Genomic DNA, 20,906 nt, shown 5'->3' with positions numbered 1-20,906 from the left:
GCCAGCGGGCAGAAGCCGAACGCCAGCGGGCAGAAGCCGAACGCCAGCGGGCAGACAGACTGGCGGAACGACTGCGGGCTATGGGCATTGACCCAGATGAAGTTTGACCGAATCGAAGTCCTCTTTCTGGGAGAGCCAAGAGGTGTGGTGTGGGATTTGAGCGATCGCCCACCCCATGTTTCTGCCCCGCCTTCCACACCGGGCTTGACTCTCCAGCAAACTGGAGAATCTAAAGTGAAATAACGTCCTTGTTCTTAACTTCTTGATCTCAACTTATAGACTTTAATCCCCATTGACCGATGAACCTCAAAAAAGCGAACGTCAAAGCAAACGTCCAAAAAGTCCTCCTCGCGGTTGTTTTTGCTGGAAGCCTGGGCTTAGCCGCCTGTAGCCACGACTCTGGCCACCAGAACAGCCAGTCCACCGCCCCAGCAACGATGGGTCACAGTATGGGCGGCATGGATCACAGCAGCATGAGCTTGGGGCCCAAGGACGACTCCTTCGACCTGCGGTTTATCGACGGCATGATCCCCCACCACGAAGGCGCAGTGCTGATGGCGCAAGAAGCGCTGGAAAAGTCCAACCGTCCTGAAATTCGCACCCTCGCCGAAGCCATTCTCCGCGCCCAGGAACAGGAAATCAGCCAGCTTCAGGCTTGGCGCAAGGCGTGGTATCCCAATGCAGGCGATCAGCCCGTGATGTGGCACGACAGCATGAACCACATGATGCCCATGACCCCAGAAATGCGCGACGCGATGAGGATGGCGGGCGACCTCGGCGCGGCGGATGACCAGTTCGATCTGCGGTTTATCGAGGCGATGATTCCGCATCACGAAGGGGCATTGGTGATGGCGCAGGAGGCGCTGGAAAAGAGCGATCGCCCTGAACTCCGCCAGATGGCAGAAGAAATCTACGCTTCCCAAAAGCAGGAAATTGAGCAAATGCAGGCCTGGCGAAAAGCCTGGTACGGGAAATAGCCTCCCCATTACCTGTCTCACCGTCACGTCCCACTCTCTGAGATTTCAAACTAGACCTCTGGCTTGAATCGTTGGGCGACGGTGCTGCCCGACGATTCACGTTTCCAGAAGAGCATTGATGCAAGAGGTTTACTGAAGTCTCAAAACATCAAGACAAGCAACTGCCTGAGAAAATTGCTCAGTCAGCAGATTGCCCGTCCTGATTCGTCGCCGCTGGCACGTATGTATTAAGTGAGGGACGCTGCCTTCGTTTGGAGTCTTTTGGCGCAGGCCAGCTTAGGCAATGCGGCAACGATGCAGGCAGGCGACCCGATTGCAGTTTCTCTCCTCACCCCCTCCCTGAGACTCATGGCCAAGGCGCTTTCCCATGTTGCGGTTTACACGCTAGCGGCGCTGGCCGCCCAAGATGCACCCCAGGCGACAATCGCCCAATCGCTGCGAATCGACGCGCCGCCGATGCTGGTTGGGCTGGCCACACCCCAAGACCTATTGCAGGCGATGGCCTCTGTCTACGCCACGATTGCCCCGCCAGAGGTTGCGGCGATGGGTCTGGAAGAATGGGCAGACTCGGCAGGAGCAGTGCTGGCGGCATCCGTCGCGCCAGTGGAATTTGCTGATCCTCTAGCGGTTCGCGAAGCGATCCGGGCGGGAATCGCCCCGCCAGAAACCCTCGACCGGGCGATCGCGCCCCTAGCGACCCAGGAACTTCCCCGATGGCAACCGCCATCTGCGCCCTCTGTGGCGATTCGTGAAGCGATCCGTGCGGGAATCGCCCCGCCAGAATCCCTGTTCGAGGAACCCATCGGGTTAGAAGCATCCGTGCCCCTGTTTGATCCGTGGATTGACGCGGAAGAACTGAGCCTGCTGGATGCCGAATGGTGGCCACTCCAGCACCAGAATGACCTTTGGGATCTGCTGGCGGATCTGCCTGCGGATGGGCCAACAGGCTATTGGGGATAACACACATCCGACGCTTTTAGCCAATAACCCATTGCAGCCAGGACATCCGTAGGCAAACTCTTGCCGATGAATCGGCTTGCAAGATTCGGCATACCGATCGAATCGCTCAATCTTGTGGCTCACTTATAGCTCAATCGGGTTGCAAAATCTTAAGTCATGCTGAATACAAAGATGAGTTTTGGAACAGTCTGAAGCGCACCAAACGCTTCAGCAAGGTCGTGCTTTGGGCTGTGAAATTTGTAGGGCGATCGCCCAAATTACTCCGACAGGGCCAGCCCTACCGGAATTTTGCCGTTTCGACGAGAAAGTTAGAGATCACCGCAAAATAAGCATTTCAAACTTTTTTTGACTGTCTCCCTCCGTACTATTTCAGCGCAAAAGCCATAGTATGCTATTGCTTTGAGTTTTAGCGCTCTGAGCATCAAACTGTATAACCTACACAGGAGCTTGACCACCTGTGGCATCGTAAAGCTGAAACTTGTGTTTCTTAGAGTTCTTCGAGACTTTGAAGAAAAGCATTCTTTTCAGCAGTTGGTGTTAGCGTCACCACCCATTGGGCTAGATCGTTAAACCCAACTCAAGCTGCCCCAGTGGCTTTGTCAGATATCTGCGAGACGATTGAGGTTCTTGTCATGATCTGGCGCGATCAGAAAACCTGAGGAATTCAAACGGCATGGATTGCAGTACGTTCATATTAGAATTATTCCCACCCTTGCTGGGACAACTCAACCTTGACTTTGGCAAGATTGCGCCCAATATTCCCTATATCCTGGGAGGCATTCAGGTCACACTTCTATTTACACTCCTATCTGCCCTGTTTGGCTTTGCATTAGCCATTGTCCTTTCTTTTTTCAAGGTTTCCACGTTTAAGCCGCTGCGCTGGTTTGCCGATGTTTATACTTCAATCTTTCGCGGCACACCGCTGATTTTGCAGTTGGCTTTAATCTACTTCGCAACGCCGCAGCTGACAGGGTATCCGATTTCGGGTCTACAGGCCGGCGTGATTACCTTTGCGCTAAATTCGGCCGCCTACAGTTCGGAAACCATTCGGGGCGGCATTTTGGCCGTGGACAAGGGGCAGCGAGAAGCAGCACAAACGCTGGGCGTGGGCTATCCCATGATGATGAAAGACATCATCTTGCCCCAGGCGTTTAAGAATATTTTGCCTGCGCTGGTAAACGACAGTATTGCGCTTTTGAAGGACTCGGCGCTGGTGTCTACGGTGGGAGCGTTGGACGTGATGCGGCGAGCGCAGATAGTGGCCGCAGAAAAGTTTATCTACTTTGAGCCATTGCTATTGGCGGGTGTTATTTACTATGTTTTGGTGATGGGGCTGACGCTGTTTGCACAACGATTTGAACGGAGGATGCGGAGAAGTGATTAGGGTTGAGTTTTTGACAAAATCCTTTGGCAAGCTGGATGTGTTGAAAGACATTTCCACTGAGATTAAGGATGGGGAAGTGGTGGCCGTCATTGGCCCCTCTGGTTCTGGAAAATCGACTTTTTTAAGATGCTTGAATTTGCTAGAAACGCCAACTCGCGGTCGCATTTACATCAACAATGTCGAGGTCACTGATCCAAAATGTGACATTCAAAAAGTGCGGCAGAATGTGGGCATGGTGTTTCAGCATTTCAATCTGTTTCCTCACATGACGGTGCTGGAAAACCTCACCTACGCGCCACGCAAGGTGAAGGGCGTATCCAAGGCACAGGCAGAAGAGAAAGGAATGGAATTGCTGGAGCGCGTGGGGCTGGGAGAAAAGGCTGGCGTTTATCCCTCCCGGCTATCTGGCGGGCAAAAACAGCGAGTGGCGATCGTGCGGGCGCTGGCGATGGAGCCAGAGTATATGCTGTTTGACGAGCCGACCTCGGCGCTTGACCCAGAAATGGTGAAAGAAGTGCTGGACGTGATGAAGTCTCTGGCGCAGACGGGCATCACGATGGCGATTGTCACCCACGAAATGGGCTTTGCGCGAGACGTGGCGGATCGGGTGCTGTTTTTGGAAGGCGGCAAGATTGCAGAAGACGCGCCGCCGGACGTGTTTTTCTCTACGCCCAAGAGCGCCCGGGCGCAGCAGTTTTTGGAGAAGGTGCTGTAGCGCTTTTGCTGTGCATTTTGACCCGTGGGTGACGCGCACTGGCTGCGGCGCTGGCGACGAAATCGTCCAAAACCCAGAGAGCTTGTCGTAAGTGCGTAAGTCCGTTGCAATTAAACGGTCAGGAAGTTGAGGTGGTCGCCTGCCTGCGATCGCACGTCCTCCATCGTCCCCGCGAGCTTCAAGCGTCCCTCTTCCAGAAACACGACCCAATCCGCCAGCGCAATGACGTTGGGGCGATGGCTGATGAGGATCGTCGTCTTGCCCCGACGCTGCCACAGCAGTTTGTCCAATAGCTCAGATTCGCTGACCGGATCGAGACCGCTGGTCGATTCATCCAGAATCAAAATCGGCGGGTCGGCAAGCAGGGCGCGGGCGATCGCCAGCCGCTGGCGCTGGCCGCCGGAGAGGGTGGAGCCAAATTCGCCCAAAATCGTCTGGTAGCCGTCTGGCAGCCTTTGAATAAAGTCGTCTGCGCCCGTCATCTGGCAGGCGGTTTGAATGTCTGCCTGGGTGACGTGGGGCTGGGCAAGGCGAAAGTTTTCCACAATCGAGCGGCTCCAGAAAAATGAATCCTGGGGCACGAGGATAACCTGCCGTCGCACGCAGGCGAGGGATAGGTCTTGTAGCGCATCGTTGCCAATGCGAACCGTGCCCGACTGGGGTGAGTGCAGTCCGGCGATGACCTTGGCCAGGGTGCTTTTGCCACAGCCCGTGCGGCCGATCAGGGCGATCGCCTGGCCACCGGGAATCGTCAGGGAGAAGTCCTTCAGCAACTCGACCCGACCGGGATAAAAGAAGTTGACTCCATCACAGGCGATCGCCGCGTCGTTGGCCAGCGTCTTCCAGGGTTTGTCTAGGCGCTCGGCTTCGGGCGTGGCGGCAATCACCTCATGCAGGCGGGCGTTTGCCGTTTGCACCCGCGCCCCGTCGTCTACATAATTCACCAGCAAGTCCACCAGCGCCACCCCGTTGCGGTTTAGCGTGGTAAACGCCAGCAATTGCCCCACCGATAAATCCTGGCTAAACACCAGCAGCCCGCCGATGCCCAGCAGCAGCGCATTGCCCAGATCTGACACCAGCGCACTGAAGTTGCTGTTGATAATGCCGATTTGCATGGTCTCCAGCAGCAGCGCCGCCAGCCTGCGAAACCGCTGCTGAAGCTCTTCCCAAAAGGGCGATCGCGCATCCAGCACCTTCAGCGTCAGCGCTCCCTTAAAGGTTTCCACCAGCACGCCCTGGTTTTCGGTTTCCAGCACCATCGCCGCCCGCGTCTTTTGCCGCAGCACAGGCTGAAACCAGACGGTGGAAAGGGTCATGGCGATCGCCACCAGCACCGCCACCAGCGTCAGCCGCCAGCTATAAAACAGCATCAGCCCAAAGGACACCACCGCCACCAGCAGCGTACTGGGCAAACTCACCACCGCATCCGACACTAGGCGGTTAATTTCCTCGATGTCCCGCAGACGGCTGACCACCTCGCCACTGCGCCGCGTTTCGTAGTAGGTCAGCGGCAGCCGCAACACCTGCTGCCCAAACTCCAGCACAAAGCCCAACTCTAGCCGCTGTGCAAACCGCGCAATTAGCAAATCCGCCGCCAGCGACAGTCCGCTCCGCAATAGATAGAGCAACATCACCGCCGCCACAATGCCCAAGAGCATCCGCCGCTGTTCGGGCAAGGCTCCCATTTCCTCAGCAGGCAGCAGCACCTCGTCCGTCAAAATTTGCAGAAACACGGGCGATGCCAGCGACAGTAGCCCGATCAGGCTGGCGCAGGTCATTGCTTGCAGCAGCACCCAGCGATAGGGGCGAATTCGCTGCCAAAGCTGGGCGATCGTCACTGTCGGGTCGTCGGGCTGGCTAAAAAAGCGCTCTGGATCAGGTTCCAGCAGCAGAATCACGCCGTTTGCCCAGCCTGCCAGCAGTTCCGCCCGCGACAAGAAGCGCAGCCCCACCGCCGGATCGGCAATCACAAAGCCATCCTGGGGGCGATTCCCGTAGGGATCGCTTCGCGCATCGCCCTTCTGTCCGTACAGCACCACCCAGTGATTGCCCTGCCAATGCAAAATCGCGGGCAGTGGCATCCGGTCAAGCGCCTCCAGCACCTCGTCCGACGCAACCACCGACTGGGCCCGAAACCCCAGCGACTCGGCTCCCCGCCGCAACCCCAGCATCGTCGTGCCCAGTTGCCCCGTGCCGATGGCTTCGCGGATGCGGGTAAAGGATACGGTGCGTCCATAGTGCCTGGCGATCGAGGCCAGACAAGCTACGCCACAGTCTTCGCGGCTGTGCTGGAGGATAAGGGGGTAGCGAGGCATGGGGAAGAACGAAGAACGAAGAGGGAATTGGGCAAGGAATGGGGGGGCTGCGGTTAGATCCTTCGGAGTCTCTGTGCTGACGGGCCGCTTCCCTGAAAATAAGGGCACTTCTGAACTGGCTCGGTTCCCCCCTTGTTAAGGGGGGCGAGGGGGGTTCAGGCTCGGTTCCCCCCTTGATCTAGGGGGGGCGAGGGGGATCAGGCTCATTTCCCCCCTTGTTAAGGGGGGCGAGGGGGATCAGGCTCGGTTCCCCCCTTGTTAAGGGGGGCAAGGGGGGATCAGGCCCATGCTTCAGGTTGGTAAGTCCTGTCAGAGCGTGTTTCGCAATGCTATCGCAGGGTGGGTTTGGGGGTCAGTCCCTCTTTAGGAAGACTAAGGGCTTGGAGCGATCAGGGTTGCTTGATCTAAATGCTTGACCTACATGAGATCCAAGTTGGCCTGGACGGTGCTGCGGAGCTTTTCGGTTAGCTGCTCGACGGTCTGCGTTCGGTCTTGGGCATACTCGTCCAGGTGTTGCGTCAGGTTTACGGGTTCGCCGACGCGGAGAATGACCGTGCGATCGCCCTTGGGGGGTGGCTGGTCGATGCCAAACACGGCCCGCTCTAGGCGAATGAGCGTGTCGAGAAATCGTTCTGGGGTGGGGTTGGCGGCCACATAGCCGTCGGAGATGGCGTTGAAATTGAGCAACTGGGCAGCGGCGCGGGCGATCGCCTCTTGGGTTCGCAGATCCAGGGTTTCTGCCTGTGCCTCCAGGCTGCGCTGGATGCGATAGACCCGCTCCCGCAGCGGTTCGTGGAGATTCGGCGCAATCTTCAGCGTGTATTCGCAATAGTTCAAAATGTGGTCTTTGACCTGCTGAATGCGGTCAGGGCGCGATCGCCGCACGGTTTCTGCAATCGGCAGCCCATAGTCGCGCTCAAACCCCAGCAACACTTGCTCGCCAATCACCAGCAGCCGCTCATACCAGTCGGTGCTGCTGGGAAATACCCACAGCGCTTTTTCTAACTGGTTTAGGGTTTGTTCAATAACCGGAGCCATATCGCCGTGATAGCGATATTTCAGCGCAATCGGCACGGCGTACAAATCCTCCAGCGCCTCGACGGGTGTGCCCTGCTTCACCTGCCGCTGCATCGCCTGCATGGCCAGTTGCACCGCGCCCGCCCGAAACGGCATCACCGTGTCATTTTGAAAAGAAAAGCCGCCCTCCGGAAACACCACCAGCCGACAGCGAGGCTGGGAGAGTAACTCCATCGTTTTTGCAATGCTGGGGCGATCGCCCAATCCCCGCCGCAGCGAATACGCCCCCATCCGCTGAAGAAACCAGCCCGTCGCGCCACCAAACCGCTCGTGCGCCGCCAGATAGTGAAACGCCTGTCCCCACCGCGCCGACAGCAGAAACAGCGCAATCCAGTCATAGTGGGTGGGGTGGTTGGGCAGCAGCAGCAGGCGATGGGGCTGGAGCGTGCGGAGCGTCTCTAAGCCACTCGGCTGCACCTCTAGCCGCATTTTGTGATAACAACGAGCTACGAGCGGCGACGCACGCTGAACCGCCCACACCAGCGGCGGCGACAGCTTAGGCGGATAAAAGTCCGGCATAGCGGAGCAGGCGAGGCTAAGGCAAGGCTACTAAAAGGCAAGGCTACTAAACAGAGGCGCTGGTAAACAGAGCGCTGGGCAGGAGCGAATCGTCAGGACGGCGGGAAAAACAGAATCGGGTGCCAGCTTCGGCGCAGCAGATCGCCCGTAAAACTGGGAACCGACAGTTCTACCAATCGCCCGATGCTTTTGGACGACGTAGCGATCGCCGTAATGTCGATATCGATCGCCGTTTCCAGCGCTTGCGTCACCGCATTGCCATGCGCCACCACCGTATCCGTTTTCACGCCCAGCGCCTCTAGTTCTCGCTTTGCCGCTTCCAGGTTCTTCGCCGCCTCTTCGCGCTTTGCATCCCGCAGCACAGAGCTACGCGCCACATCTTCAATAGACGTGAACAGCAAAGCTTTCTCTAAGGTTCCGGGGGGGCGATCGGCGGCCAGTTGCTTCACCTGGCGGAGCATGGCCTGTCCGGCTTCGCTGCCATCATAGGGCAGGAGCAAGTAGCGGAATAGATGCCGGGCCCGCAGGTCTAGCTCCTCTTCGGTGTAGGCAGAAACCAACTGGGGACGCAGAATCAAGAGTGCCACGTTTCCCTGCTGACAGAGAGAGACGGGCGTGCTGCCAAACAGCTTTTCCTTTAGCAGCCCATCTCCCGCAGTCCCAATAAAGACGATATCGCTTTGATATTTCTTCCGGGCTGAAAGGATATGCTCGACGGGCTTGCCCCAAGCCACCTCAACTTGCACGTCAACCCCAGCAGGCACATCACCCAGCAGCTTTGCAAAACGCTCTCGCGCCTCCATAAACGGCTTGTCAGATTCACGAGGGATTTGCCCCTCCAGAACGGGAACCGTGTGTAAAAACGTAATCTGCTGTAGCCCGGATGCCGAAAGACTGGGGACAAAGCGGGCGAAGCGATAGAGACCGTCCTTAAAGTCGGTGCAAATCAAAGCACGCTTGAACATACGCGATGAGGGGGCGCTATTAACTGCATGGTGAGAATTGCCTAGCGAGTTACGGCTGCAAGTTGGCGCGGCAAAACTCTACCCAACCCTACCATCTCAACGCGAAAAACTCGAACCCTTTTCCCCTGAAACTACTCTATCGAAACGTTAAATAGGCATCAGGGCTGTTATTTGGCGGGTGAAACCAGGATGGAACGGCACTGGGCTGTAGATTCTTGGTCAACTGCTCAGCAAAGTCATGAAATGAGTGGCACAGGGTCACTGTCGGTGCGCCGCTCAAACGCGCAACCTGAAACGATTGACAGGAGCCAAGGCCGAGAAAAAGTATGGAGTGCAAGGCTTAGAGAATTTGCAACGATCTAGTGCTAGTCAACAGAACCCGGAGAAGGCAATCAGGCTTTTGAAATCACTTGAGATCAAGAGATCGAGCGGACGCCCCAACATCCCCAGCTCCTTTCCCAACAGGCTAGGAATCGAGCAAGAGAGGGAGGTCGCCTACTGCGACTCTAGCAGACTAGAACTGCGCCCCGCCTTCGATGCCCCACTGGTGCTTCAGCAGGCTCTTGTAGGTGGCATCCTTCAGCATCATCTGCTCGTAGAGCTTGACCAGGAAGTGCTGGGCCTGTTCTCGGCTCATGTTTTCGACCTGGGTTTCAAAAGACCGCAGGCTGAACTGCTGTTCCAGAGAGAGTTCAATTCGTTCGTTCATTGGAATTCTCCTTGACTGAGGTAAACAACGTCAGAAGTCGAACATGGTTGGATTCGAGCTTCCTTGGGAAGCTAGCTGGATAGGTTCCTCGTAGGGTTCCCTAAAACAGGCTCCATGCTTCCACCTTTCTATTAAGAAAGATAACAATCGTTTGACAAAATGCACAGTCCCCCGGTGGGTGAGTCTTTGAAATCTTAGGCAAGATCTTTGACAAGATCTTTGAATCGATGCTTGGTCAAGGTTCCTGCTGGCTTATCCATCAGGGTGTGTGCAGTGTGTCGGGCGATCGCCATCCTCCGGTTGATGGATCATTCCTGGCGGCCGAAGTGCAACCAAGTTGGAGTTACTTTTAGCAAGTGAAGAAATGTAAAAAAGTTCGGATTGAACATCCCGAGGACTTGACAAAAATCACATCGTTCTGAACTTCTTATAAAGATTCATCAGTATGGCTTTGGTGGAATACGCAAAAAAAGCTTAAAGAAAGCCTGAATAGGGTTTTGGGGCAATTATGAGAGCGTTTGTAACACTGGGGCGATGCGATCAGTAAGATAAGACACAAAAAATGGCGATCGCCTTGGGGATAGAGGCGATCGCCATTTATGTAATCTGCCTAATAGGAAAACGTTGATCAGAGGTCGGTTGGATCTGTCGAAAGCAGAAGCCGGAACTAGCCGCGCAAATCCTGTGAATCCTTTTACCTGGCCCCGATCCAGCTTGTACGCTACTGAGACTTAGCCCTACTCAGACTTAGCCCTACCTAGACTTCGCTCCACTCAGCCTTAGCCAATATAGTCGGCTTCAGCTTCAAGCTGACGCACCAGCGCCTCATCGCCCTTAGCGCGAGCAGCTTCCAGACGACGCTGAATATTTTGGCGCAGGTTGTCGTGGTGCATCTGAGCAACCTGTTCGCGAGAAACCCGATTTTTTCTGTTAAGTCCCAACATTTGCAATTCTGATGAAGGTAATAGAGAAACACTTTCTTCAGAATAGCATCGCCCACAAAAAACAGTAGCTTTTGCTACAAAAATTAGGAATTCATGGGCGCTGGTGGGCGATCGCCCTAAAACTCAATTCCCGGCTGTGCCTTCACACCCTGCTCCCGAAACGGATGCTTCACCAGCGTCATCTCTGTCACCAAATCCGCCCGGTCGATCAGCGCCTGCGGTGCGCCGCGCCCGGTGAGGATGACATGAGACTCCTCTGGCTTTTGCGCTAGCCCGGCCAGCACGCTATCCACTGCCAGATAGCCCAGCTTTAGCGCAACGTTGACCTCATCAAGCAGCACCAGCTTGACATCGGGATCTTGAATATAGGTCAAGGCCGTCTCCCAGGCTTCGTGCGCTTTTTGAATGTCGCGATCGCGGTCTTGCGTTTCCCAGGTAAAGCCTTCGCCCATTGCGTGAAAGACCAACTGCGGCGGATCGCCCGCTGTCCAGGGGTGCAGCACGGTCTTTTCAGCAGGTTCCCATGCGCCCTTGATGAACTGCACAATGGCGACCCGATGCCCGTGGCCGAGCGATCGCAGCACCATACCCAGGGCCGCAGTCGTCTTGCCCTTGCCATTGCCCGTGTGGACGATGATGAGGCCCTTTGTGAGCGATCGCTCTGCTAGCCGCTGTTCCTGAACCTCCTTCCGGCGCTGCATCTTGCGGCGATACTGCTCATCACTGAGGCCGGGCGCAGTCGCCTCTTGGTCAAGCTGCTCGGCTTCCTGGTCAGCCTGGGGCGTGAGGGCAAGGTTTTCGGTCATCACCATAGAACCTGAAACGAGAACCTCCCCATGCTATAGCAGAGACCGCAGGATAGTCATAGGTAGGGCATAGGTTAGCCACAGACTGGAAATTAGCGGATTGTAACGGAGTATCTGTCAGGCATTGATAATTCTACACGCCAGCTTTAACCAGTTCTTAGCCTGACAGTAATCGCTGCTTTAACTCCTGGTGATGTACTTAACATTGGCATGATTTTGAACCTTTCGGCACTGAGAGAACTTTCCCATGAGTCAAGACCCCCACTCCAAATCTCCCCTGCGCGTTTCCCGCCGCTCGTTTCTAGGCTGGAGCGCTGCCGGATTTGGTAGCGCGATTCTGGCATCCTGCACCCAATCGACCACTACCCCGACGGCTTCTCCGGCTGCCAGCCCTGCGGGTGCTTCTCCAGCAGCCAGCCCTGCGGCAGGTGGTCTACCGTTGACTGCGGCCGAAGCCGGTGGGCTAGAGGCCATCATTGAGCGGGCCAAGGCCGAGGGTGAGCTTTCCGTGATTGCCCTGCCCGACGACTGGGCAAACTACAAAGAAATGAAGTCTAGCTTTTTGCAGAAGTATCCCTTCATCAAGCTGAATGACCTGAACCCGGATGCAAGCTCTGCCGACGAAATCGAAGCAATCAAAGCCAACCAGGGCAACAGTGGTCCTCAAAATCCCGATGTGATCGACGTGGCCTTCAAGTTTGGCGAAGAAGCCAAGCAAGCGGGCTTGCTCCAGCCCTACAAAGTGGCGACCTGGGACACGATCCCAGCGGCACTGAAAGACCCCGAAGGCTTCTGGTTTGGGGACTATTACGGCGTGATGTCCTTCGAGGTGAATACCGACGTAGTGAAGACGCTGCCAGAAGACTGGAGCGACCTGCTGAAGCCGGAATATCGGGGGCAGGTGGCGCTGGCGGGCGATCCGCGCAAGTCGGGTCAAGCCATCAACGCTGTATGGGCGGCCGCACTGGGCAACGGGGGTTCCCTGGAAGATCCAGGCCCGGGTCTGGAGTATTTCAAAAAAATGAATGCCGCGGGCAACTTCCTGCCTGTAATCGCCAAGCCCGCCACGATCGCCAAGGGTGAAACCCCGATCGCTCTGCGGTGGGACTACAACGCACTGGCCAACCGCGACGCGACGGGCGGCAATCCTGAAATTGCGGTGATTCTGCCGAAAACGGGACTGCTGGCGGGTGTGTATGTGCAGGCGATCAATGCCTTTGCGCCCCGCCCCTATGCGGCTCGCCTGTGGATGGAGCATCTCTATTCCGACGAAGGGCAGTTGATCTGGCTGAAGGGCTATTCGCGTCCGGTGCGCTTCGACGACCTAAACAAGCGCGACGTGATTCCCGCAGACCTGAAGGCAAAGCTGCCCGATGCTGCGATTTACGAAAAGGCTGCATTCCCCACCGCAGCGCAAATCACTCCTGCCAATGACAAGATCACCAAGAACTGGGATAGCGTGGTCGGCGCGGATGTGAAGTAGGGTTCTGCCGCTATCTGGCTGCTTGGTTGGTGAGGTTGGCTCAGTCAGGCTATTCGATCGAACCACTCGATCGAACTACCAAGTCAGACCGTTTGCCAAGCTGTGTCGTCAGATAGCGGCTTTTGTTGCATCAACCATGACGCTTGTTCAACCGCTGAAATCAATTCAATCGGCTGCGAAGGGCGATCGCCGCTGGGACTGGCTCGGTCTAGTGCCTTTCTTCGCGTTCGCCTTTGCCTTTTTGATCTTGCCGGCCCTGTCGATCGCCGTTCGCAGCTTTCAGGACAATGCCGGACAGTTTACGCTGCAAAACATTCTGGACTTGCGCCAGCCAAGCATTATGTCCGCTTATGCCGTCAGCATTCGCCTTAGCATGGTGACGGCGCTGATTGGCGGCCTGCTGGGGGTGCTGATGGCCTACGCGGTGACGGCGGGTGGCTTGCCAGAAAAAGTGCGATCGCCCCTGGTCACCTTCTCCGGTGTAGCATCCAACTTTGCAGGGGTTCCCCTGGCTTTCGCTTTCATTGCAACGCTGGGGCGGCTGGGCCTAATGACTGGCTGGCTGAAGAATCTTGGGCTAGATCTCTACGCCCAGGGCTTCAACCTGTACACGTTTTGGGGATTGATGCTCACCTATCTGTATTTCCAGATTCCGCTAACGGTGCTGATCCTGGTGCCAGCCTTCGACGGGCTGCGGCGGGAATGGCGCGAGGCAGCGGAAAACCTGGGCGCGAGTTCCTGGGACTATTGGCGGCAGGTGGCGCTGCCGATTCTCATGCCGTCGCTGCTGGGCACAATGATTCTGCTATTTGGCAATGCCTTTGGGGCCCACGCCACGGCCTACGCGCTGACGGGCGGACAGATCAATCTGGTCACCATCCTAATCGACGCGCAGATTCGGGGCGACGCGCTGCAAAATCCGGGTCTAGGCAATGCTCTGGCGCTGGGCATGGTGTTTATTATGGCTGTGTCGATTGCCCTCTATTCCTGGCTACAGCGGCGCACGTCGAGGTGGGTGCGATGAGGAGCGTGGAATGATGGACTCGACCAAGCGGGGCAATTCCTGGGCGTGGCTATGGATGGCGATCGGCACGCTGTATTTTGCCATCCCGCTGCTCGCCACCATTGACTTTTCGCTGCGGGCCCAGCGAGACACCCTCAGCCTCGCCGCCTACAGCAACATCTTCAATGATCCCAAGTTTTTTGAAAGCTTTACCTTTTCAGCGCTGACGGCACTGGCGGCGATCGCCCTCAGTTGGCTACTAATCGTTCCCACGGCCTACTGGGTGCAGCTTCGACTCCCCCGGATGCGCCCGGTCATGGAGCTAATCACGCTGCTGCCTTTCGTCGTCCCCGCCGTGGTGCTGGTCTTTGGTCTGATCCGCACCTATAGCACCACGCTGCTCAACACGCGCACAGGTGGCTGGATCTTGCTCACCGTCGCCTACGTCGTCCTCTCTTTTCCCTACATGTATCGCGCCGTAGACACCGGGATGCGAGCCATCAACGTGCAGACCCTCACCGAAGCCGCCCAAAGCCTCGGCGCAAGCTGGCCTGCCGTCATCCTGCGCGTCATCTTTCCCAACCTGCGCGTTGCCCTGCTGAACGGAGCCTTCATCACCTTTGCCATCGTGATGGGCGAGTTCACCATCGCCGCCCTGCTAGCCCAGCCCGCCTTCGGCCCCTACATGAACCTGCTCGCCAGCAGCAAAGTCTACGAACCCTCTGCCCTCGCCGTCGTTAGCTTTGCCCTCACCTGGGGCGCAATCGGCATCGTGCAACTGCTGGGCCGCGGCAGCAGCGGCCAGTTAGGCGGGCCGCGGTAGTAAAGGGAAGAACGAAAAACGAAAACCTGTTCTTTCTTCGTTCTTCTCTCTTCCCTCTTCGTTCTTCTCTCTTCGTTCTTCCTATCTCCCCCTTCCCCATGCACCTCTCCCTCAACCAACTCTCCAAGTCCTACGGCGGCACAACTCTGGCAGTTCGCGGGGTCGATTTGCAGGTGCAGTCGGGCGAGTTTGTGTCGCTTCTAGGGCCGTCGGGCTGCGGCAAGACGACGATTTTGCGGATGATTGCGGGGTTTGAGAAACCAACCAGCGGCACGATCTTGCTAAACGGGCAGGATATTACGCGGATTCCGGCAAATCGGCGAGACATGGGCATGGTGTTTCAGTCCTACAGCCTGTTTCCCCACATGACGGCGGCGCAGAATGTTGCCTTTGGGCTGGGCCTGCGGAAAATGAACCGGGGAGAGCAGCAGCGGCGCGTGGAGGAAATGCTGGAACTGGTGGGGCTGGGCAGTATGGGCGATCGCTTTCCCCATCAGCTTTCGGGCGGACAGCAGCAGCGGGTGGCCCTGGCGCGGGCGCTGGCTATCTCGCCGCAGGTGTTGCTGCTCGACGAACCCCTGTCGGCGCTGGATGCCAAGGTGCGCGTGCAGCTCCGCAACGAAATTCGCCGGATTCAGCAGCAGTTGGGCATCACCACGCTGTTTGTCACCCATGACCAAGAAGAAGCGCTGTGTGTGAGCGATCGCGTCGTGGTCATGTCCCAGGGGAAAATCGAGCAACTGGGTACACCAGAGGAGATTTACCTTACCCCTAGCACCGCGTTTACCGCCTCCTTCATTGGCGCAATGAACCAGATCCCCGGCTTTTGGGTAGACGGCAAAGTCCGCATCGACACCCACCCCAATACCAGCCTGCCCGACGAGTTTTTGCAGACGCAGCCGACAAACCTACCCGATGGCAGCCGCGTGGTGGTGCTGGTGCGCCCAGAGAGCATCGCTGCCCAGCCGCCAGAGCAAACTGCCCCGCCCAATACCAATCTGCTGAGCGGGTTGATCACAGGTCGAACCTTCCTTGGCTCAGCGGTGCGACTGTCGGTGCTGGTGGGCGAGTTTTATTTGAATGTGGATGTGCCGACAGGTCAGGCAGAAGCGTTTGCCGCTGGGCAACTGGTGCAGTTGAGCTTCCCGCCGGATCAGTGCCGCGTGCTGACGATCGAAGAAGCGCCTAAGCCTATCCAGCGTTCAGCGACTTTGAATGTTGAAGATCCGGTGCGCGATTAAAACAGCATCGAGCAGCCAACCGGCTTCCTGTTTCGCTGGGCAAACAAGTCGCTGGGCGAGCAAAGAGCCAAAGCGTGTGCGCGGTTCACCAAGACGAGAAAGCTGGAATCGTGAGAGTCAACGCTGAGGATGGCAAATGATGGGAAGCTTCTGAAAGGCTTCAGCGTTGAAAGGTTTAACGTTGAAAGGTTTAACAGAGATTTAACATTAAGTCCACAGTTCGTTACATTAGGGGATGGTTTAGAGTTATTCTGGTACGCGAATTCTATGCGTTGAGCCAGGGGCTTTAGTTTATGAGTGAACGTTCGCAACCCGCCTCGTCGGAGGAAGCGCTTGCTGGTGTTGCCGATGCTCCCAATCCTGCACAGGCTGCGCCATCGGAGCCGCCGCCTAGCTATGTGAAACTGGCCATGCGGAACATGGTTCGCAAGCGGGGCACGTCGCTCAAGCATTTTGCTTTGACCACTGTGGGACTGTTGGGGCTGCTGGTGGGGCTGGCCTACCTAACGCGGTGAAGGGGCGATGATTCCAGAATTTCCGGGTCGAGCCGATATCCCAGAAGCCTCCGGAGTGGGGCGTTTGGCTGCTGAAGTATGGACTGGAGTCCCTGAAGCCCAGCCTGTTCAGGAAGCCGCACAGGAAACCTCACAGGAAACCTCACAGGAAATCTCAGTTGAGGTGGACGTGCAGGAGGAGGGGGCGATCGCCTCTCCCATTTCTCAGGACACCTGGATCACCTGGTTCCAAACCTGGCTTACGGCACTCGCGCCCGCTCTCTCTCCCATTGGCGCGTATGAGCTGAGTCTGCGGCTGACCACCGATGCCGAGATTCACCAGCTCAATGCTCAATACCGCCAGGTCGATCGCCCAACGGATGTGCTGTCGTTTTCCGCAACGGAGTCTGGCGTGACGCTGCCTGCCGATCTGCTTGCCGAAGAACCCTTCCCTCTGGGCGACATCATCATCTCGCTGGATACCGCCGCTGCCCAGGCCCAACAGCGCAACCACACGCTGACCCAAGAACTAGCTTGGCTGGCGACCCACGGACTGCTGCACCTGCTGGGATGGGATCATCCCGACGAGGCCCACCTCCAAAAAATGTTGCAGCAACAAGTTAATCTGCTACAAACTGTTGCGCTGGAGGTTCAGTATGATTAACCAGGGAGTCGTGTCTCTTGCCACCGTGTCCATTGCCATTTGGAACTGGGCATTCTGATGATTGGCGAAGTCTGAATGATCTTTGAACGATTGACAAAGCGAGACGATAAAGCGACCCGTAGGGCTATCGTCGCCGATCTAACCTCTGCCGCTACTTGAGCGCTTGTCTCGACGCTGGTTCGATTTTTTATCTGACGTTACTCAGCGATCGCCTACTGGTCAATGCCTAGATTTCTGTCTGATCCCTATTCAAGTCGCAACGGTTCCTATGCCTCAGCCACTCTCCACCGAAAACTTTCAGGTTGTTCCACCGCCCCCCCCGATTCCCTTTCCTAGCAAGCCCAATCGGGAGTTGTCCTGGAAAGTGGCATCCAGCCTGTTTGTTAGCTTTCGATACGCCTGGGCGGGGCTGACCTACGCCTTTTTTACGCAGCGAAACTTTCGGATTCATCTCTTGGTGGGCACGATTGCCATTGGTCTGAGCCTCTGGCTCCAACTAAGCCGGGTCGAAATTGCGATTATCGGTCTCACGAGCGGGCTGGTGCTGACGATGGAACTGCTGAACACCGCGTTAGAGTCCGTCGTTGATCTCACCGTCAAGCAGACCTATCACGAACTCGCCAAAACCGCCAAAGACTGCGCCGCTGGGGCCGTGCTGATTTCGGCGATCGCCGCTCTGTTAGTCGCTGGCTCACTGCTACTGCCCCCGCTGCTAGCGGTGCTAGGGCTGGTTTAACTGCACACGATCCCCACTTTCCAACCCTTCATTACTCATGATCTTGGTCATCGACAACTACGACAGCTTTACCTACAACCTGGTGCAATATCTGGGGGAACTGGGGGAAGAACTGCCCGTCGCAGCCGATATCCGGGTCTATCGCAACGACGAGATTACGGTCGAAGAGATTCGGCAATTGCAACCCGACGGCATCGTCATCTCGCCAGGGCCCGGTCGGCCGGAGGACGCGGGCATCTCGCCGCAGGTGATTGCAGAACTGGGGCCGGAACTGCCGCTGCTGGGCGTGTGCCTGGGGCATCAGGGGATTGGGCAGGTGTTTGGTGGCCAGGTGACTTCGGCAGCAGAGCTAATGCACGGCAAAACATCCGCCATCGAGCATACGGGCGTGGGCGTGTTTGAGGGCATCCCCAGCCCCATGACGGCGACGCGCTACCACAGCCTGGTGGTGGATCGGGAAACCTGCCCCGACGTGCTAGAAGTCACCGCCTGGGTAGAAGACGGCACGATTATGGGCGTGCGCCATCGAGAATTTCCGCACCTCCAGGGCGTGCAGTTTCATCCCGAAAGTATTCTGACCGACCAAGGCAAACAGCTATTGCGAAACTTTCTGCGGCAGATTCCGCCCCGTCCAGCGGCCGTGGGCTAGGCGCGTGCCGCCAAGCTGTTCTGCCTGTTTCGTCGCCATCCAGTAGAGCCAGGCCTGGCCCAGCGCTTCCCGGTTCAGGTCATACACCGTTGCCAGCGATCGCTCGTATTCGTTTAGCAGCGGCGAGCCGTCGGGATCATAGCCCTCCAGTTCATCCAGCGCCGCCAGCACGCCAAAATCCGCAAAGGACAGCACATAGCCATAAACGGGGTCTTCCCCAGGCGTAAGCGCCGGATATCCCATTGGCAAGTCATAGAGCGTGCCCAGGGCGATCGCCTCTACGCAGGCCACCACTTTGCCCTCACAGTAGCGCGGATAGAAATATTCGCCGGGTTTCAGCGTACCGTAGACAAAAACATGCAGCAGGTCGGGAGAAAGCATTTTGTAAGGAAATTTTGTAAGGAAAAAGGAGAGATGCAGGGTTTATCTAGGGTTTATCTTTAGTTTCCCGCGTTTTGCCCAGGCGGATTAGCCAGCCAGAACTTTTGCGTCAGCAGGGGTTCAAGCTCTGGGGGAAACGGACAATGGGCAGGCAGGGCAACATCAGGATAGTCGTCCTTCACCTGTCCAGCAGCATAGCGCCAAGACGCTTCAAAAATCTCGGTGAGATACCCCTTGAGGCTGGGCGAATCTTTGAGCAGCAGTTGGATTTCGCTGCGCTGTTCTTTGATCGTATTTTCCCAACCCCGATAATCCTCTGGAGATTTAACATAAACCCGCTTCAGCAAATGATTCAACAGCACTCGCAGGCGGCTTTCTAGCTCGCGGCGATCGCGCTTGGCCAAGGACTCAACCTCCTCAATCAAATGCGCCCAGTCCACAGTGCCAAACTCGCCTGCCCGCAGCTTAGCCACAGTTTCGTCTATCCAGAGGCAAAAATCTTGGTCATAGAGCGTAGCTTTCGCTGGAAACTCCGCCATACCCATCTCCCATCATGCAAACTTCTCCAAAATCCAGCTCCTCTTCGTTCTTCGTTCTTCGTTCTTCGTTCTTCCCTCTTCCCTCTTCACTCTCCAAACAACACCTTACCCTGACGAACCGTGGCCAACACGTCGGCCGGCGTGACGCGAGTGACGACACTGGCAGGAATGTGGCGACTGGCGCGGAGATGCGGTTGGGTAAAGTCCAGCACGACGAAATCCGCAGGAAGCCCCTGTTCTAGATAGCCGTAGATGTCGCCGCCGAGGAGCGATCGCACGTTGGTCGTCACCATTTTCAGAATCGCTCTGGGATCAGGGCGGATGGCATCCCCGTACTGGCTCTTGGCGACTTTATAGGTGAAATCCAGTTCGGCAAACAGATTGGGGCTATTGAGCAAGCCGTTGTCCGTGCCCAGCAGCAGATTGGCGTTGCTTTCCAACAATTTAGCGATGGGCGGCAGCGGCAGCCCCAGGTTGGCATTGGCGCGGGGATTCAGGGCAATGTTGACGCGGTGCTGGCTCATCAGGGCGATTTCGGCATCGTTGGCGACGGTGGCGTGGATCACCAGATGCGGCTGATACAGATCCAGCGCCCGCTCCAGGTCGCCGCGCCCCGTGACGGCCAGGCTCACCTCCCGATAGCCGTCGTTTTCTAGGCAGTGAATCGCCCGCAGCTTGCCCTGGGCCTCGGTCATCTGGCGAATCTGCACCCAGGCGGCATCGGTGAGGTCGTTCATGGTGCTTTCGGAAAAACCGTCGGCGATCGCCAGCACAGCCGTCAGTTCCGCCAGGGCCTCCTCTGGCAACGCCGCCTGATTTTCTTGAAGCTGGGCGGCGGTGAAGGGCAACTCGTTGAACTGACCCAGCACCACCGAGCGCACCCCCGTTTCTGCCGAGGCACGACGCAATAGCTCGCTGCCATCGACCCCCTGCTCCCGAAAGTCGATGTGGCCAATGGTGCCCGTGCGGGCCATGTAGCGCAGGTGGGCGGTGATGTGACTCAGGTGGTCGGCTGGGGTTTGTTTCGCCAGCTCGCGATATTTGTAGCCGTGGGGACGAAAGAAGCCCTGCTCCAGCGTCATGCCCGTTGCGCCGTCGGGCAGGCAGGAGTCGCCCATGTGGGTGTGGCTATTGTAAAACGCGGGCACGATGACCTGCGTCCCCCGCTCCAGGCTGAGGCAGGGGGGGCCCAGATCCAGGCGGGTGATGGTGTCGGCGGAAACGGTGAGGCGATCGCACCAGTGCGGCTCTAGCTCTGGGCCATGCAGCACAAGGCAGTCGGTGAATTCCAGCATCGGCAGCGGGTTGGAGTGGGATAGGACAGACGTGACATTCAATAGCGAGATGTGGCGATTCTAATCCCACGCGATGGAAAATTGTCGTAGAACATTCACAATTTGCTGATTACTGTCCAGTCCCCTTTCCAGTCCTCTTTCTAGTCTCATTAGCCCATCCTGCACAGGGCAGCCCCTCCGCCCCACCCCAACATTTCAAATCCAAAACCCAAAATCCAAAATCCGAC

The 20,906-nt window shown here is 57.0% G+C and carries 21 protein-coding genes; 13 read left to right on the top strand and 8 right to left on the bottom strand.

The features are described 5' to 3' along the window. The 5 genes from IGS51_RS06985 to IGS51_RS06965 form a co-directional block, all read left to right on the top strand. Window positions 1-243, top strand: a 243-nt coding sequence (locus tag IGS51_RS06985) for a hypothetical protein (RefSeq protein WP_297077485.1), incomplete at its 5' end; no start/stop codon positions are given. 56 nt (window positions 244-299) lie between these two features. Continuing rightward, window positions 300-977 (top strand): DUF305 domain-containing protein, encoded by a 678-nt coding sequence (locus tag IGS51_RS06980; protein WP_297077483.1) that lies wholly within the window; start codon window positions 300-302, stop codon window positions 975-977. Window positions 978-1,325: 348 nt separating this feature from the next. Further along, window positions 1,326-1,937: a hypothetical protein gene (locus IGS51_RS06975; protein WP_297077481.1), complete on the top strand. Its 612-nt coding sequence runs from the start codon at window positions 1,326-1,328 to the stop codon at window positions 1,935-1,937. A 712-nt stretch (window positions 1,938-2,649) separates the two neighbouring features. Further along, window positions 2,650-3,321: an amino acid ABC transporter permease gene (locus IGS51_RS06970; RefSeq protein ID WP_297077479.1), complete on the top strand. Its 672-nt coding sequence runs from the start codon at window positions 2,650-2,652 to the stop codon at window positions 3,319-3,321. After that, window positions 3,314-4,036: an amino acid ABC transporter ATP-binding protein gene (locus IGS51_RS06965; protein ID WP_277772380.1), complete on the top strand. Its 723-nt coding sequence runs from the start codon at window positions 3,314-3,316 to the stop codon at window positions 4,034-4,036. Before IGS51_RS06970 ends, IGS51_RS06965 begins: the two co-directional genes overlap by 8 nt. A gap of 110 nt (window positions 4,037-4,146) precedes the next feature. On the opposite strand, the gene IGS51_RS06960 is transcribed toward IGS51_RS06965, so the two are convergent. The 5 genes from IGS51_RS06960 to cobO all read right to left on the bottom strand — a co-directional run bounded on the left by IGS51_RS06960 (window position 4,147) and on the right by cobO (window position 11,377). Then, on the bottom strand, window positions 4,147-6,351 hold the full coding sequence (locus IGS51_RS06960; RefSeq protein WP_297077474.1) for a peptidase domain-containing ABC transporter: 2,205 nt from the start codon (window positions 6,349-6,351) through the stop codon (window positions 4,147-4,149). 417 nt (window positions 6,352-6,768) lie between these two features. Further along, a complete protein-coding gene (locus tag IGS51_RS06955) occupies window positions 6,769-7,947 on the bottom strand; it encodes a 1-acyl-sn-glycerol-3-phosphate acyltransferase (RefSeq protein ID WP_297077473.1) in 1,179 nt (392 codons plus the stop codon). Between the two features lie 92 nt (window positions 7,948-8,039). Continuing rightward, the gene (locus IGS51_RS06950; RefSeq protein ID WP_297077471.1) at window positions 8,040-8,912 is read right to left on the bottom strand and encodes a universal stress protein; all 873 of its coding nucleotides are present in this window, start codon (window positions 8,910-8,912) and stop codon (window positions 8,040-8,042) included. Between the two features lie 514 nt (window positions 8,913-9,426). Further along, on the bottom strand, window positions 9,427-9,621 hold the full coding sequence (locus tag IGS51_RS06945; RefSeq protein WP_068512792.1) for an NblA/ycf18 family protein: 195 nt from the start codon (window positions 9,619-9,621) through the stop codon (window positions 9,427-9,429). A 1,060-nt stretch (window positions 9,622-10,681) separates the two neighbouring features. Beyond that, window positions 10,682-11,377, bottom strand: coding sequence for a cob(I)yrinic acid a,c-diamide adenosyltransferase (gene cobO / locus IGS51_RS06940; RefSeq protein ID WP_172354123.1), 696 nt, complete (start codon window positions 11,375-11,377; stop codon window positions 10,682-10,684). A gap of 241 nt (window positions 11,378-11,618) precedes the next feature. Here cobO and IGS51_RS06935 point away from each other — a divergent pair, with 241 nt between their 5' ends. The 8 genes from IGS51_RS06935 to IGS51_RS06900 all read left to right on the top strand — a co-directional run bounded on the left by IGS51_RS06935 (window position 11,619) and on the right by IGS51_RS06900 (window position 18,464). Next, window positions 11,619-12,854 carry an ABC transporter substrate-binding protein gene (locus IGS51_RS06935; RefSeq protein WP_297077467.1) on the top strand — a complete coding sequence of 412 codons (1,236 nt, stop codon included), beginning with the start codon at window positions 11,619-11,621 and terminating at the stop codon, window positions 12,852-12,854. A 136-nt stretch (window positions 12,855-12,990) separates the two neighbouring features. Then, a complete protein-coding gene (locus tag IGS51_RS06930) occupies window positions 12,991-13,878 on the top strand; it encodes an ABC transporter permease subunit (protein ID WP_297077465.1) in 888 nt (295 codons plus the stop codon). Between the two features lie 10 nt (window positions 13,879-13,888). Then, window positions 13,889-14,680, top strand: coding sequence for an ABC transporter permease (locus IGS51_RS06925; RefSeq protein WP_297077463.1), 792 nt, complete (start codon window positions 13,889-13,891; stop codon window positions 14,678-14,680). 98 nt (window positions 14,681-14,778) lie between these two features. Further along, complete coding sequence (locus tag IGS51_RS06920) at window positions 14,779-15,921, top strand: ABC transporter ATP-binding protein (protein ID WP_297077461.1); 1,143 nt, start codon at window positions 14,779-14,781, stop codon at window positions 15,919-15,921. Between the two features lie 293 nt (window positions 15,922-16,214). After that, on the top strand, window positions 16,215-16,436 hold the full coding sequence (locus IGS51_RS06915; protein WP_172354119.1) for a DUF3285 domain-containing protein: 222 nt from the start codon (window positions 16,215-16,217) through the stop codon (window positions 16,434-16,436). 7 nt (window positions 16,437-16,443) lie between these two features. Beyond that, a complete protein-coding gene (gene ybeY, locus IGS51_RS06910) occupies window positions 16,444-17,079 on the top strand; it encodes an rRNA maturation RNase YbeY (protein WP_297077458.1) in 636 nt (211 codons plus the stop codon). Window positions 17,080-17,347: 268 nt separating this feature from the next. Continuing rightward, entirely contained in the window at window positions 17,348-17,815 is a 468-nt protein-coding gene (locus IGS51_RS06905) for a diacylglycerol kinase family protein (protein WP_297077456.1), read from the top strand. A 37-nt stretch (window positions 17,816-17,852) separates the two neighbouring features. Then, a complete protein-coding gene (locus IGS51_RS06900; protein WP_297077454.1) occupies window positions 17,853-18,464 on the top strand; it encodes an aminodeoxychorismate/anthranilate synthase component II in 612 nt (203 codons plus the stop codon). On the opposite strand, the gene IGS51_RS06895 is transcribed toward IGS51_RS06900, so the two are convergent. The 3 genes from IGS51_RS06895 to IGS51_RS06885 form a co-directional block, all read right to left on the bottom strand. Beyond that, window positions 18,411-18,845, bottom strand: a complete 435-nt coding sequence (locus IGS51_RS06895; RefSeq protein WP_297077452.1) for a gamma-glutamylcyclotransferase — start codon at window positions 18,843-18,845, stop codon at window positions 18,411-18,413. The genes IGS51_RS06900 and IGS51_RS06895 overlap by 54 nt on opposite strands. 59 nt (window positions 18,846-18,904) lie before the next feature. After that, window positions 18,905-19,384: a DUF29 domain-containing protein gene (locus tag IGS51_RS06890; RefSeq protein WP_297077450.1), complete on the bottom strand. Its 480-nt coding sequence runs from the start codon at window positions 19,382-19,384 to the stop codon at window positions 18,905-18,907. Window positions 19,385-19,470: 86 nt separating this feature from the next. Beyond that, the gene (locus IGS51_RS06885; RefSeq protein WP_297077448.1) at window positions 19,471-20,721 is read right to left on the bottom strand and encodes an amidohydrolase family protein; all 1,251 of its coding nucleotides are present in this window, start codon (window positions 20,719-20,721) and stop codon (window positions 19,471-19,473) included. Window positions 20,722-20,906: the final 185 nt, after the last annotated feature.

The sequence above is a fragment of the Thermoleptolyngbya sp. M55_K2018_002 genome, from assembly GCF_015295965.1.
Classification (GTDB): domain Bacteria; phylum Cyanobacteriota; class Cyanobacteriia; order Elainellales; family Elainellaceae; genus Thermoleptolyngbya; species Thermoleptolyngbya sichuanensis.
Note: the sequence above shows the minus strand (reverse complement) of the source record. Positions and strands in the feature narration are given on the sequence as shown.